Origin of the sequence: Pseudomonas anuradhapurensis, from assembly GCF_014269225.2 — a bacterium.
Lineage (GTDB): Bacteria > Pseudomonadota > Gammaproteobacteria > Pseudomonadales > Pseudomonadaceae > Aquipseudomonas > Aquipseudomonas anuradhapurensis.
This window is the reverse complement of the sequence record NZ_CP077097.1, coordinates 39,858-53,265: the sequence shown is the minus strand read 5'-3', so window position 1 is coordinate 53,265 and position 13,408 is coordinate 39,858. Positions and strand designations below refer to the sequence as shown.

Sequence of the window (13,408 nt, the reverse complement as noted above, 5' to 3'; positions counted from 1 at the left end):
AGAGACGCTATCATGGCCATCCGAAGCTTCCAGCAACACACTCCGAAAGTTGGACCACGGGCCTTCGTCGACCGTTCGGCGATCGTGCTGGGCGACGTGGAAATCGGCGAGGACAGCTCGGTGTGGCCGCTGACCGTGGTGCGCGGCGACATGCACCGTATCCGCATCGGCGCACGCACCAGCGTGCAGGACGGCAGTGTCCTGCACATCACCCACGCCAGCACATATAACCCTGACGGCTTCCCGCTGATCATCGGCGACGAAGTGACCATCGGCCACAAGGTCATGCTGCATGGCTGCACCCTGGGCAACCGCATCCTGGTCGGCATGGGCAGCACCATCATGGACGGCGCCATCGTCGAGGACGAAGTGATCATTGGTGCCGGCAGCCTGGTACCGCCGGGCAAGCGCCTGGTCAGTGGCTACCTGTACATGGGTAGCCCGGTGAAACAGGCCCGGCTGCTGAACGACCAGGAGCATGCGTTCTTTGCCTACAGCGCCAGCAACTATGTGAAGCTCAAGGACCAGCACCTGGCCGAAGGCTACGATCAACCTGAATGACCGCATTCGCGGGCTTGCCCGCTCCCACAGGTCTAGTGGAGTATTCAAGGCCAGCGCTGTACCTGTGGGAGCGGGCGAGCCCGCGAAGAAGGCCACGCAGCACTCAAGTGGAACCTATGTAAATGCACCAGCAGAACATCCTCTTCGACCTCGACGGCACCCTGACCGACCCGCGCCAGGGCATCACCCGCTCGATCCAGTACGCCTTGGCCAAGCTGGGCATCGACGAGCCGGACCTGGCCCGCCTCGAACACTTTATCGGCCCGCCCTTGCTGCAGGCATTCATGCAGTTCTATGGCTTCGACGAGGCCAAGGCCTGGGAGGCGGTGAACTTCTACCGGGAACGCTTCCGCGTCACCGGCCTGTATGAAAACCTGGTGTTCGAAGGTGTGCCGGAACTGCTCGCAGCCCTGAATGGCCAAGGCCGCACCCTGTACATCGCTACCTCCAAGCCCTGGGAGTTCGCCCGTGAAATTGCCCGTCACTTCGCTTTCGACCACCATTTCAAGGTGATCTATGGCAGTGAACTGGATGGCACACGCACCAACAAGGTCGAGCTGATTCGCCACCTGCTGGACGAAGAGGGGCTGGACCCGGCGCAGACGCTGATGATCGGCGACCGCAAGCATGACCTGATCGGTGCGCGCAGCAACGGCTTGCAGGCGGTGGCGGTGGGGTATGGGTTTGGCAGCCGGGAGGAGTTGATGGCGGAGGAGCCGGCCTATCACTTTGCAACCTTGGCCGAAATGCATCGAGCGTTTCTCGAGGCTTGAGGGCCATGGGGCTGCTTTGCAGCCCATCGCGACACAAGGCCGCTCCTACCAGGACCGCGTAGGCTTTGCATCGCGATGGGCCGCAACATCTGATGGGTTGATCATCAACCGCTGCAACGTCGCTTTGCGCTCCTCGATCGGCAGCTGTCCCAACTGCTCCACCCGCTGATAAAACCGCGCCCAGTCCCCACCCACCTCGCGGAACAGTGCTGCGAACGCTGGCACCCACTGGTCATACAGCCCGAACGGCAACAGCTTGGCATTGTTCATCGGCCCATACATCCAGGCGTCGTAACGCTTGTCGCCGCCCCACTGGCCGTCACGCAGCAGCCGGTACTCCCGCCGCAACCGCTCGAACTCGGCCTGCTTGGCCACGCGCTTTTGCGCATCGTCCAACGGCTGGGCATAAATGGCCTGCAACCGCTCGCGGCTGGCCAGTACGAGCCGGATGAACTGGTCACGCTGCGGCCCCTGGGCCTGGTCAACCGCTGCAAGCCCACGCGCCACGCGCCATTGCCGCGTGCCCTCCTGCTCGACGAAGGAGGCGAATGACTCGTTGAACTCGGTGTCGTCCTGCACATAGAAGCGCTGGTGGGCCAGTTCATGGAAGATCAACGTGGCCAGGCGCTCATCGCCCCAGCCAACCATCGACGACAGGATCGGGTCATCGAACCAGCCCAGGGTCGAATAGGCTTCCACGCCGCTCACGTACACGTCCATGCCGTCCTGCCGCATCAACGCCGCCGCCCCGCGTGCCGCCCCCAGCTGGTAGTAACCGCGATACGCCACGCAGCCGGTGATCGGGAAGCAGTGCGTGACCGGCTGCAGTGACAGCTCGGGAGTGGCGAACACATTCCACACCACAAAGGGCCGGCCAAGCTCCACGTACACCCGGTAGCTACGGTTGTCCGGCAATTTCAGCTGCTGGCTGGCAAACGCGCGTGCCTGCTCGGCATGCGTCAGTCGCTCACGCAACTTCGGCGAGGTAGCAGGGTCGGCCACTACTCGCTCCACCGACTGACGGGCACGCAGCAGTTGCCACTGGCCTTCGGCCAACTGCCCGTAATAGGTCGTACTGGCACAACCGTTCAGCAGGAGCGCGGCAAGCGGGGGAACCAAACGGGTGAAAAAGCGGTCGAGTGCCCCAGGGCCCGAGCGCTGAACAAGAAAAAATCGAAGCATCCGGTAGGTCAGACTCGCTCTAGGCCGTTTCACTTCAAGACTATCTCGCCAAGGGGGAGTTTCGCCATGCGCGCACTGTTGGTTGCCGGCTCACTGTTGCTGATATCCGCCTGCTCGACCCTGCCGGACCCGGACCCGAACCAGGCCTGGATCGACCTCACCCCCTACGACAACACCTCGCTGCATGCGCTGCAGGTCGATGAACGAGACTGGGCCGACAGCCGTTATTTCGAAGTGCCGCCCGGCAGCCATGAGCTGACCGTGCGCTACCAGTTCCCGGTTACCCCCAGCAATATCGGCCCGGTCGACGAGCCGCTGTGGCGCGACTGCCAGGTCAAGCTGACCTTCAAGGACTTCAGCGCCGGCCAGCGCTACCAGCTGCAGGCTGGCAGTATCGGTTTCCGCCCCTGGATCAAGCTCTACGACCATCAGCAAAAGCTGGTCGGCCAGGGCCTGCCCGCTGGCTGTCAGCACAGCTGACACGCACGAATGGCGCTATGCTTGTAGCGTGTAATTCGCAAGCGGGAGTCTTGCCATGCGCCAGCCCATGATGCTGATAGCCCTCAGTACACTGGGGGCCTGCGCCAGCCCCTTGCCGCCCGTCGACCCCAAGCAGGCCTGGGTCGACCTCTACACCACCACCCCAGGCAGGGTCATCATGGCCGACCGCCTCGACGGAAAACGACTGGATGACGGCCGTTACTTCCAGATGACGCCGGGCAAGCACGAACTGGTCGTGCGCTTCGATTACGAAATCTACTCCGGCGGCATCACCACCGATCCCAGGGACCGAACTTGCTACCTGACCGTGCGCTTCGACAACTTCAAGGCCGGGGAACGCTATCGCCTGGAGGCACGCGCACCCGTGATGGAGCCGCAAGTACGGCTGTATGACGGCAACCGCAAGGTGGTGGTCAACGAACCTAGCGAAGTATTCTGCATTCCGTGATCACGGGCTGCTGCACGGCCCCCGGGGCTAGGACCTACTGGTCATTCTTCTGGTAGATGATCTTCTTGCTGCCTCCATCACAGGTCCCGACGACCATGCTCGGGTCTTTCACTTCGCTGTTGGGCACGATTTCCAGGGTGTAGGAGGGAACCCCCTGGGCCTGTATCTTGGTCTCGATCTCGGCCTTGAGCTCCTCGCACGGCTTCACCGCCGCCAGCGCAGAGGTGGCGACCAGGGAAGCCAACACGGTGATTGCTACGCGAATCATGAAACGGCTCCTGAAAGGGGCAGCATGCTGCCGACGCTGTCTAGACTACAGCAAACCGCCCTCATTGCACCGTTTCAGCCCACCAGTGCCGCATCCAGGCTGATCCTGGCGTTCAGTACCTTGGATACCGGGCAGCCCGCCTTGGCCTTGTTGGCGATATCCAGGAACTGCGCCTCGCTTGCTCCGGGGACCTTGGCCCGCAGTACCAGGTGCACGGCGGTAATGGCAAAGCCATCAGGCTGCTTGTCGAGGGTCACCTCGGCGGCAGTGTCGATCCGCTCGGCAGTCAGCCCCGCTTCGCCCAGCATCATCGACAACGCCATCGAGAAGCAGCCGGCATGTGCTGCGCCGATCAGCTCTTCCGGATTGGTGCCGGGCGAGCCTTCGAAACGGGTATTGAAACCGTAGGGGTTCTGCTTGAGCGCGCCGCTTTCCGTGGAGAGCAGGCCTTTGCCGTCCTTCAGGCCACCTTGCCAGATCGCCGATGCTGTCTTTTTCATGCTACCTCCTGGTCACTGGTTCATACCTACCGGTTCAGAGGCCTGTCGCGTCTGCCAAGTTCAGCGCAATCTGACCACAGGCATTGAATCCAACGAATGCGCCCATACAGAGTCAAAAAGGCCTCTGGCCAACCATTCCTGCGGAGGCACCATGACCCAGTTGCGTGACCTGAAAATATCCACCCTCGATCTGGTGCCCGTGCGCGCCGACGCCGGCCCGGCCCAGTCGCTACGCAACTCGCTGGACCTGGCGCAACACGTCGAACGCTTTGGCTACCATCGCTTCTGGGTAGCCGAACACCACAACATGGACGGCATTGCCAGTTCCGCCACTGCGGTGCTGATCGGTTACCTGGCCGGTGGTACTTCGAGCATTCGCGTGGGCTCTGGCGGGGTCATGCTGCCCAACCATGCACCGCTGGTGATCGCCGAACAGTTCGGCACCCTGGCCAGCCTGTATCCAGGGCGCATCGACCTGGGCCTGGGCCGTGCCCCGGGCTCCGACCAGATGACCGCCTACGCCCTGCGCCGCGACCGTGCTGGCGGCCCGGACGATTTCCCGGACGACGTCGAGGAGTTGTCGCGCTACCTCGGCCCGCGCACCGATGACCAGAAAGTGATTGCGGTGCCAGGGCACGACACCGAAGTACCGATGTGGCTGCTTGGCTCCAGCCTGTTCAGTGCCCAGCTGGCTGGTATGCGCGGCATGCCCTATGCCTTCGCCTCACACTTCGCGCCGCGCTACATGCACGAGGCGATCCGCGTGTACCGCAACCACTTCAAGCCGTCGACCACGCTGGACAAGCCGTACGTGATGCTGGGTATTCCGATGGTCGTGGCGGAAACCGACGAGAAGGCCGAATACCTGGCCACTTCGGTGTACCAGCGTATCCTGGCGCTGATCCGCGGGCAGAGCCTTATGCAGAAGCCGCCGGTGGCAAGCATGGAGGGCCTGTGGCTACCGCATGAGCGGGATGCGGTGGGCAGTTTCCTGGGCCTGGCGATGATTGGCAGCCCAGAGAAAGTGCGGGCCAAGGTGGAAGTGCTGCTGGAGCAGACCGGGGCGGATGAGCTGATCTTTACCTGTGATCTGTACGAGCATGCCGACCGGGTGCGGTCGTACGAGCTGCTGGCGCAGGCCCTCAGGGCCGAGTGACCTCCTGCGCCGGCAATCCCGGCGCGGTTACCTGTAGGAGCGGCCTTGTGTCGCGAAGGGCTGCGAAGCAGCCCCGGCTATTGTGCACCTGCGCTGAAATCCTGGGGCTGCTTCGCAGCCCTTCGCGACACAAGGCCGCTCCTACAGGGACAGCGCCACGTTCAAGCCTATCTGGCCGACGAAGACGCCAGGCCGTCAGCCACGGCGGTACACGATCTCCTTGGTGCCGGCCTCGCAGCTACCAATCACCTTGCCCGCCGGTTCGCCCTTCTTCACCACCTCCAAGGTGTATCCCTGAACACCTTTGGCATCCAGCTTGGCTGTAATCTCCGCCTTCAGTTCCTCGCAGGGCTTGCCTGCTGCCAGCGCCCCACCGGCCAGGCTCATCAGGCCCAGCACCAGAATCAGCTTGCTCATCGATCGCTTTCCTTGTGCAGATGAAATCAGAAGGGCGCCTGCCAAGGCGCCCGCTTCCTAAATATCCCATCCTGCCGGACTCATCCAGCCCGGTAACGTTTCAGCTGTTGGCGATACGGAAGCCAACCTTCAGCGTGACCTGGAAGTGTGCAGCCTTGTTGTCACGGATATGACCACGAGTGTCGACCACCTCGAACCACTCCAGGTGCTTGATGCTCTTGCCAGCTTCGGCCAGGGCGTTGTTGATCGCCTCTTCGATGCTGGTGGTCGAAGACCCTACCAGCTCGATCTTCTTGTAAGTGTGATGATCGGTCATGAGCACTCTCCTTGGATGACGGTGTGATTGAGCCTAGCAGCGCAGGCAGGGTTTACCTGCGAGCCGCCACGAATGTGGAAAGTTCGATCGCACTTTCGCTTCGCTTGGCAGTCGCAACTTCTACAGCCCACAACGCGAAGGAGAGTCAACATGCCCCGCAATTCGCTGCGAAAAGCATCCCTGGAAAGCATGGAAGCCGAGATCGAAAGCCTGCTGAAGAGCCTGGAAAGCCTCAAACACGACGCCTCGGAAGAATCCCAGAAGTCGGTCAAGGCCATCCGCAGCAGCGCCGAGAGCGCCCTTCGCCATTCTCGTAGCCTGCTGAGCGACGCCTACGAGGAAATGAAGCAGCGCACCCGCCAGACCGGCATCGCTACCCGTGACTACGCGCAGCAGCACCCTTACACCACGGCAGGTGTTGCCATCGGTGCACTGGGCCTGCTGGCGGCGTACCTGCTGTGCAAACGCAACTAAGCGCCTTGACCGGCCAGTTCGGCGCGTAGCCACTGTGCCAACTGCTCGGCGCGTCCGTCTGCGGCGCGCTGGGGCACCCATAACGCCAGCACTGCCGAAGTAGGGGAAAAGCCCCAAGGCGCACGCAAACGCCCCGCCCGCAGGTCATCGGCGACCAGCGGCTGCGGCGCAATAGCTACGCCCAGGCCCGCTACAGCAGCTTCCAGCAGGTAGTACAAGTGCTCGAAGGCCTGCCCATACTGCAATGCCCTCGGGTCCAGCCCCTGTTCTGCCGCCCAGGTCGGCCAGGCCTGCGGGCGCGAGGTGGTGTGCAGCAAGGCCTCGTCGAGCAAGGCGTTGGCAGGTGCGCCCTGCAATCGCTCGAAACCGGCAAAATGCGGGCTGAGCACCGGCCCGATGCGTTCCTCGGCCAGCACATGCACCTGCATGTCCGTCGGCCATGGCGGCTCGGCATATACCAACAGCGCATCCAGCCCCGGCCGGCGCGGGTCGAGGTCGCCTTCGCCTGCCGACAGGTGCAGGCGCAGCTCGGGCAAATCGGCCTTCAGCCGCCCCAGCCGCGGTATGAACCAGCGCGCCAACAAGCTGCCCGAGCAACCCAGGACAAACGGCGCCTCACTCACATCTCGGCTGAGTTCAGCACATACGCTGCGCAGCCGATCGAACGCTTCGCCGCTGGCATCACGCAGGCGCATACCGGCATCTGTGAGTTTGATGCCACGTCCGTCCTTGACGAACAGCGCAACCCCCAGGTGTTCTTCAAGCACCTTGAGCTGCCGGCTGACGGCGCCATGGGTGACATGCAGCGCTTCAGCCGCCTGGCTGACGCTATTAAGCCGGGCGGTGGCCTCGAAGGCTCGCAGGGCGTTGAGGGGAGGGAGGTCGTGAGCCATTTTACCTGTGAGTTTTCCTGACAAGTTTGCGCAATCTTATCGGTTTTCAGCCAGGCCTGTCGTGGTTAGAGTAAAGCCCATACCTCATCGACTACGCCTTGGAGCGCCCCATGACCCAGTCCCAATACCGCCCCGGCCCAGATGCCAATGGCCTGTTCGGCTCGTTCGGCGGCCGCTACGTGGCCGAAACCCTGATGCCACTGGTGCTGGACCTGGCCCGCGAATACGAAGCCGCCAAGGCAGACCCGAAATTCCTTGAAGAGCTGGCCTATTTCCAGCGCGACTACATCGGGCGTCCCAACCCGCTGTACTTCGCCGAGCGCCTGACCGAGCACTGCGGCGGTGCAAAGATCTTCTTCAAGCGTGAAGAGCTCAACCACACCGGCGCGCACAAGGTGAACAACTGCATCGGCCAGGTGCTGCTGGCCAAGCGCATGGGCAAGAAGCGCCTGATCGCAGAAACCGGTGCCGGCATGCACGGCGTTGCCACTGCTACCGTTGCCGCGCGCTTCGGCCTGCCTTGCGTGATCTACATGGGCGCCACAGACATCGAGCGCCAGCAGGCCAACGTGTTCCGCATGAAGCTGCTAGGTGCCGAGATCGTCCCGGTCACCGCCGGCACCGGCACCCTCAAAGACGCCATGAACGAGGCCCTGCGCGACTGGGTCACCAACGTCGAAGACACCTTCTACCTGATCGGTACCGTGGCCGGCCCACACCCGTACCCAGCCATGGTTCGCGACTTCCAGTCGATCATCGGCAAGGAAACCCGCGCCCAGTTGCAAGAGAAGGAAGGCCGCCTGCCAGACAGCTTGGTCGCCTGCGTCGGTGGCGGTTCCAATGCCATGGGCCTGTTCCATGAATTCCTGGAAGAGCCGAGCGTGCAGATCATTGGCGTCGAAGCCGGTGGCCATGGCGTGCACACCGACAAACATGCCGCCAGCCTCAACGGCGGTGTCCCAGGCGTGCTGCACGGCAACCGTACCTACCTGCTGCAGGACGCAGACGGCCAGATTACCGACGCCCATTCGATTTCCGCCGGCCTGGACTACCCGGGCATCGGCCCGGAGCATGCCTACCTGCACGAAGTGAAACGTGTGGAATACGTCAGCATCACCGACGACGAAGCGTTGGATGCGTTCCACGCCACCTGCCGCCTGGAAGGCATCATCCCGGCCCTGGAGAGTTCCCATGCCTTGGCCGAGGCGATCAAGCGCGCGCCGAAGCTGCCCAAGGACCACTTGATGGTCGTGTGCCTGTCGGGCCGCGGCGACAAAGACATGCAAACCGTCATGAACCACATGGCTGCCCAGGAGAAACAGGCATGAGCCGTCTTGAACAACGCTTCGCCGAGCTGAAGGCCGAAGGCCGCTCGGCACTGGTCACCTTCATTACCGCGGGCGACCCGGGCTACGACGCCTCGCTGCAGATCCTCAAGGGCCTGCCGGCAGCCGGTGCCGACGTGATCGAACTGGGCATGCCGTTCACCGACCCGATGGCCGATGGCGTGGCCATCCAGCTGGCCACCCTGCGTGCCCTGGAAGCCGGCCAGACCCTGGCCAAGACCCTGCAGATGGTTCGTGATTTCCGTGTGGATGACCAGGCCACGCCGATCGTGCTGATGGGTTACTACAACCCGATCCACCGTTTTGGCGTGGAACAGTTCGTGGCCGAGGCCAGGCAAGCGGGCGTCGATGGCCTGATCATCGTCGACCTGCCGCCGGAGCACGACGCCGAACTGGCTACCCCGGCCCAGGCCGCAGGCATCGACTTCATCCGCCTGACCACCCCGACCACCGACGATGTGCGCCTGCCGCGCGTGCTGGAGCGCAGCTCCGGGTTCGTCTACTACGTGTCGGTTGCCGGTGTGACCGGCGCCGGCTCGGCCACCACCGAACACGTGACCGAGGCCATTGCCCGCCTGCGTCGGCATACCGACCTGCCGATCAGCGTTGGCTTCGGCATTCGTACGCCGGAGCAGGCGGCGAACATCGCCCGCCTGGCGGATGGTGTGGTGGTGGGTTCGGCATTGGTCGACAAGATCGCCCAGGCCAAGAGTGGCGAGCAAGCGGTGAACGATGTGTTGAGCCTCTGCGCGGCACTGGCTGAAGGGGTGCGCGGCGCTCGCCGCTGATCCGCGTCGCCATCTTCGCGGGCTCGCCCGCTCCCACAGGTACAGCGCCGTGCTCAGGCCCTGTGCTATCCCTGTGGGTGCTGGCTGGCCGGCGATGACGTCAACACCAACGGCCTAGCCCCCGAAAATCGACAGGTCCAAAGGCCGCACAGCGCCCATCCAGATCGCATGATCACGATGGTCCGCAAGTTCATCCCCGGTCAGCGGGTGCATGAACACCACCAGCCCCTTGCGATACAACGCCAACCAAGGCAACACCACCCCCACCACCTCCGGCCCGAACGCCAGCTGGCAGCTCCAGTCCGGGTGTGGCCCCACCGGCTGCTGGTGCATGCGCCCCATGGTCACCGGGAACAGTCGCGCGGCCTCCTCGCACAACTCACGGGCCTGCTCCATGGTCGCTGCGTCGTAGTACACGTGGGCGTGGTACCCCTTGATCCTCTGCACGATAACTCCTGATTGCGGTCCAACCATCACCACCTGCAAGGGAGTGATGCCGTGAAAAACGCCGAAACGCCAGTGTTCAAGCTGGTCCTGTTCGGGCCTGAAAGCAGCTTGGGCAACGCCCTGATGGTCGAACTGCTGGCGCGCCAGCACGAAGTCACGGCCGTGGTGAATGACCTCAACCGCCACGCGCCACGCCCGGGCCTGCATTTCAAGATAGGCGGGCTGGGCGATGCCGACCAGGCGGAACAGGGTGCGGCAGGCGGTTCGGCGGTGATCGCCCTGTTATCGGCGCTGGCACCGGGCGACCTGCCTGGTCAAGCGCGAATGAGCGAGGCGCTGATGGCCGGGCTCAAGCGCACGACTATACGCCGGCTGTTGCTGGTGGGCGATTTCGATGTGCTGGATGAACCGGGCAAGTACAGTGAAGCGGAGCGGGAATGCGTGGACCAGGTGGTCGATGGCTTGCAGCGCAGTGCCTTGCACTGGACGTTGATCAATGCGCCGCCGGAGCTGCCCGGGTTGGGGATGGAGCATTTTCGCAATACCGAGGGCACGCTGGAGCCGGGGTTGGCAGAGCCGTTGCGGCACCTGGCCGGGGTCGCGGCGGGGATGGTGGATATGCTGGAACTGGACTTGCACCGGGGCGAGCATCTGAACTTCGTGGTCTAGATGGCCGGGGCTGCTGCGCAGCCCATCGCGACACAAGGCCGCTCCTACCTCGACCGCGCAGCCTCGGCTGGCGCGATTCCTGTAGGAGCGGCCTTGCGTCGCGATGGGCCGCAAAGCGGCCGCAAAATCTCAAAGGCTGCGCTCCCGCTCCAGCCAATCCACAAACCGCTCGATCAACGCCCCACGCCGCTTGCGCGGCGGCAACACTGCGTAATACCCACGCGCCGAACGTAAACTCCCCTCCAGCGGCCGGCACAGCAACCCTTGTTCCACCAACCCGTCCACCAGATGCCCCCAGCCAATCGCCACGCCCTGGCCGGCGATCGCCGCCTGGATCAGCAACGTATAGTTATCGAACCGCAGCTGCCCCGGCGGCGGCGGGCTGGCCACGCCAAACCCGCGAAACACCCCCGCCCAGTCGAACCAGCGGCTGGCCTGCTCGCCCTTCAAGTGCAACAACGGCAATCGTTGCAAAGCCTCGGCTGACAAGGGTTTGCCGTGAATCAGCCGCGGGCTGCAGACCGGAAAAACCTCTTCATCGAACAGCCAGCGGCTCTCACCTTGGTGAAAGCGCCCGTCACCAAACAGCACTGCCACATCGATGTCCGGGCGCAGCATGCCCTGGCTGCGTTCACCCGTCACCAGGCTCACATCCACCTGTGGATAAGCCTGATGAAAGCGCTGCAACCGTGGCATCAGCCAGAACGCCGCAAAAGCGAAGTCGGTCGCTACCTGCAGCACCTCGCGCTGGCCTCTCCCGCAGACCTCAGCGACGCCGTCATCCATGGCCTGCAGGCCCTGATGCACCTGTTCGAACAACACCTGGCCAGCCTCGGTCAGCTCGATGCCCCGGTAAATGCGGTCGAACAAGCGCGTGCCCAACTGAGCCTCCAGCCGTTTGACCTGCTGGCTCACCGCCGGCTGCGTGGTGCCCAGCTCCAGCGCCGCCGCAGTGAAGCTACGCAACCGCGCAGCGGCCTCGAACACGCGCAAGGTATCCAGCGACAAATCGGCGAGGTGGTCAAACATAAGCGTGGCTAATCCTGGTCATTGTTCGCCATGGGCTTTACCCATGTTATCCACAGTCGCATCTTGATAGGCAAGCGGTTCGCATAACTCTCAACGATGGAAGCCACCATGACGCGCCCGAATATCCTGTTCATCATGGCCGACCAGATGGCCGCGCCCTTGCTGCCGATCTACGCCCCCTCGCCAATCCAGATGCCACACCTGAGCCGCCTGGCCGCGCAGGCGGTGGTGTTCGACGCCGCCTACTGCAACAGCCCGCTTTGCGCCCCGTCTCGTTTCACCCTGGTCAGCGGCCAGTTGCCCAGCCGCATTGGCGCCTACGACAACGCCGCCGACTTCCCCGCCGATGTACCTACCTACGCCCACTACCTGCGTCGCCTGGGCTACCGCACTGCGCTGTCAGGCAAGATGCACTTCTGTGGCCCGGACCAGTTGCATGGCTACGAAGAACGTCTGACCAGCGATATCTACCCGGCAGACTACGGCTGGGCGGTGAACTGGGATGAACCGGATGTGCGCCCAAGCTGGTACCACAACATGTCGTCGGTGCTGCAGGCCGGCCCCTGCGTGCGCACCAACCAACTGGATTTCGACGAAGAAGTGCTGTTCAAGGCGCGCCAGTACCTGTACGACCACGTCCGCGAAAACGATGGCCGGCCGTTCTGCCTGACCGTGTCGATGACCCACCCGCACGACCCATACACCATCCCCAGGCACTACTGGGATCGCTACGAGGGTGTGGATATTCCCATGCCACGTGCCGAGCTCGCGCAGGCGGAACTCGACCCCCACTCGCAGCGCCTGCTGAAGGTCTACGACCTGTGGAACAAGCCGCTGCCTGTGGACAAGATTCGCGATGCCCGCCGCGCCTACTTCGGCGCCTGCAGCTACATCGACGACAACATCGGCCAGCTGCTGCAAACCCTGGAGGAATGCAACCTGGCCGACAACACCGTGATCGTATTCTCCGGCGACCACGGTGACATGCTCGGTGAGCGAGGCCTCTGGTACAAGATGCACTGGTTCGAGATGTCGGCGCGGGTACCGCTGCTGGTGCATGCGCCAAAGCGCTTCGCGGCAGGCCGCGTGAGCGCCTCGGTATCGACCTGCGATTTGCTGCCGACGCTGGTCGAACTGGCTGGCGGGGCTGTGGATAAAGACCTGCCGCTGGATGGCCGCTCGCTGCTCGGCCACCTGCAAGGGCAGGGCGGCCACGACGAGGTGATCGGCGAGTACATGGCCGAAGGCACCGTCGGGCCGCTGATGATGATCCGCCGCGGGCCATACAAGTTCGTGTACAGCGAAGACGACCCGTGCCTACTCTATGACCTGAGCCGCGACCCGCACGAGCGGGAGAACCTCACCAGCAGCCCGGACCACCAGGCGCTGCTGCAGGCATTTGTCGATGAAGCACAGCAACGCTGGGATATCCCCAGCCTGCGCCAGCAGGTGCTGGCCAGCCAGCGCCGTCGCCGGCTGGTGGCCGAGGCACTGGCCATCGGCAAACTGAAAAGCTGGGACCACCAACCCTGGGTGGACGCCAGCCAACAGTACATGCGCAACCACATCGATCTCGACGACCTCGAGCGCAAGGCACGTTATCCACAGCCCGCACCCTTGGAATGAGTAAAGAGAGGCCG

18 protein-coding genes are annotated in these 13,408 nt (G+C 63.5%); 10 read left to right on the top strand and 8 right to left on the bottom strand.

The features are described 5' to 3' along the window. Positions 1 to 12: 12 nt before the first annotated feature. Together HU763_RS00270 and HU763_RS00265 are read left to right on the top strand one after the other, a co-directional pair. Positions 13 to 561: a gamma carbonic anhydrase family protein gene (locus tag HU763_RS00270; RefSeq protein WP_170027622.1), complete on the top strand. Its 549-nt coding sequence runs from the start codon at positions 13 to 15 to the stop codon at positions 559 to 561. 122 nt (positions 562 to 683) lie between these two features. After that, complete coding sequence (locus HU763_RS00265) at positions 684 to 1,334, top strand: HAD family hydrolase (RefSeq protein ID WP_186683864.1); 651 nt, start codon at positions 684 to 686, stop codon at positions 1,332 to 1,334. Between the two features lie 45 nt (positions 1,335 to 1,379). On the opposite strand, the gene HU763_RS00260 is transcribed toward HU763_RS00265, so the two are convergent. Further along, complete coding sequence (locus HU763_RS00260; RefSeq protein ID WP_186683866.1) at positions 1,380 to 2,516, bottom strand: aminopeptidase; 1,137 nt, start codon at positions 2,514 to 2,516, stop codon at positions 1,380 to 1,382. Positions 2,517 to 2,582: 66 nt separating this feature from the next. On the opposite strand from HU763_RS00260, the gene HU763_RS00255 reads away from it, so the two are divergent. Both HU763_RS00255 and HU763_RS00250 read left to right on the top strand, forming a co-directional pair. Then, positions 2,583 to 2,996 (top strand): PA0061/PA0062 family lipoprotein, encoded by a 414-nt coding sequence (locus HU763_RS00255; RefSeq protein ID WP_186683868.1) that lies wholly within the window; start codon positions 2,583 to 2,585, stop codon positions 2,994 to 2,996. A gap of 55 nt (positions 2,997 to 3,051) precedes the next feature. Beyond that, a complete protein-coding gene (locus tag HU763_RS00250; RefSeq protein ID WP_186683870.1) occupies positions 3,052 to 3,465 on the top strand; it encodes a PA0061/PA0062 family lipoprotein in 414 nt (137 codons plus the stop codon). Positions 3,466 to 3,499: 34 nt separating this feature from the next. Here the strand turns inward: HU763_RS00250 and HU763_RS00245 are convergent, their stop codons facing one another. After that, complete coding sequence (locus HU763_RS00245) at positions 3,500 to 3,733, bottom strand: DUF1161 domain-containing protein (protein ID WP_170027612.1); 234 nt, start codon at positions 3,731 to 3,733, stop codon at positions 3,500 to 3,502. 74 nt (positions 3,734 to 3,807) lie between these two features. Beyond that, the gene (locus HU763_RS00240) at positions 3,808 to 4,233 is read right to left on the bottom strand and encodes an OsmC family protein (protein WP_170027610.1); all 426 of its coding nucleotides are present in this window, start codon (positions 4,231 to 4,233) and stop codon (positions 3,808 to 3,810) included. 151 nt (positions 4,234 to 4,384) lie between these two features. Here HU763_RS00240 and HU763_RS00235 point away from each other — a divergent pair, with 151 nt between their 5' ends. Then, on the top strand, positions 4,385 to 5,389 hold the full coding sequence (locus HU763_RS00235) for an LLM class flavin-dependent oxidoreductase (RefSeq protein WP_186683872.1): 1,005 nt from the start codon (positions 4,385 to 4,387) through the stop codon (positions 5,387 to 5,389). Between the two features lie 195 nt (positions 5,390 to 5,584). Here HU763_RS00235 and HU763_RS00230 read toward each other — a convergent pair whose 3' ends face one another. After that, positions 5,585 to 5,806 (bottom strand): DUF1161 domain-containing protein, encoded by a 222-nt coding sequence (locus HU763_RS00230; RefSeq protein WP_186683874.1) that lies wholly within the window; start codon positions 5,804 to 5,806, stop codon positions 5,585 to 5,587. 100 nt (positions 5,807 to 5,906) lie between these two features. After that, positions 5,907 to 6,122 (bottom strand): dodecin, encoded by a 216-nt coding sequence (locus HU763_RS00225; protein ID WP_170027603.1) that lies wholly within the window; start codon positions 6,120 to 6,122, stop codon positions 5,907 to 5,909. 150 nt (positions 6,123 to 6,272) lie between these two features. On the opposite strand from HU763_RS00225, the gene HU763_RS00220 reads away from it, so the two are divergent. Beyond that, a complete protein-coding gene (locus HU763_RS00220; RefSeq protein ID WP_170027601.1) occupies positions 6,273 to 6,596 on the top strand; it encodes an ElaB/YgaM/YqjD family protein in 324 nt (107 codons plus the stop codon). Here HU763_RS00220 and HU763_RS00215 read toward each other — a convergent pair. Next, on the bottom strand, positions 6,593 to 7,489 hold the full coding sequence (locus tag HU763_RS00215; protein ID WP_186683876.1) for a LysR family transcriptional regulator: 897 nt from the start codon (positions 7,487 to 7,489) through the stop codon (positions 6,593 to 6,595). The genes HU763_RS00220 and HU763_RS00215 overlap by 4 nt on opposite strands. A gap of 110 nt (positions 7,490 to 7,599) precedes the next feature. Between HU763_RS00215 and trpB the strand changes: the two genes are divergently transcribed. Next, the gene (gene trpB, locus HU763_RS00210; protein WP_012269890.1) at positions 7,600 to 8,817 is read left to right on the top strand and encodes a tryptophan synthase subunit beta; all 1,218 of its coding nucleotides are present in this window, start codon (positions 7,600 to 7,602) and stop codon (positions 8,815 to 8,817) included. After that, entirely contained in the window at positions 8,814 to 9,623 is an 810-nt protein-coding gene (trpA, locus tag HU763_RS00205) for a tryptophan synthase subunit alpha (RefSeq protein ID WP_186683878.1), read from the top strand. Before trpB ends, trpA begins: the two co-directional genes overlap by 4 nt. A 114-nt stretch (positions 9,624 to 9,737) precedes the next feature. On the opposite strand, the gene HU763_RS00200 is transcribed toward trpA, so the two are convergent. Further along, positions 9,738 to 10,070, bottom strand: coding sequence for a DOPA 4,5-dioxygenase family protein (locus tag HU763_RS00200; RefSeq protein WP_170027595.1), 333 nt, complete (start codon positions 10,068 to 10,070; stop codon positions 9,738 to 9,740). A 51-nt stretch (positions 10,071 to 10,121) separates the two neighbouring features. Here HU763_RS00200 and HU763_RS00195 point away from each other — a divergent pair, with 51 nt between their 5' ends. Next, the gene (locus tag HU763_RS00195; protein WP_186683880.1) at positions 10,122 to 10,739 is read left to right on the top strand and encodes an NAD(P)-dependent oxidoreductase; all 618 of its coding nucleotides are present in this window, start codon (positions 10,122 to 10,124) and stop codon (positions 10,737 to 10,739) included. Between the two features lie 129 nt (positions 10,740 to 10,868). On the opposite strand, the gene HU763_RS00190 is transcribed toward HU763_RS00195, so the two are convergent. Next, the gene (locus HU763_RS00190; RefSeq protein WP_186683882.1) at positions 10,869 to 11,768 is read right to left on the bottom strand and encodes a choline sulfate utilization transcriptional regulator; all 900 of its coding nucleotides are present in this window, start codon (positions 11,766 to 11,768) and stop codon (positions 10,869 to 10,871) included. Between the two features lie 108 nt (positions 11,769 to 11,876). Here HU763_RS00190 and betC point away from each other — a divergent pair, with 108 nt between their 5' ends. Beyond that, positions 11,877 to 13,394 carry a choline-sulfatase gene (gene betC, locus HU763_RS00185; RefSeq protein WP_186683884.1) on the top strand — a complete coding sequence of 506 codons (1,518 nt, stop codon included), beginning with the start codon at positions 11,877 to 11,879 and terminating at the stop codon, positions 13,392 to 13,394. Positions 13,395 to 13,408 lie beyond the last annotated feature (14 nt).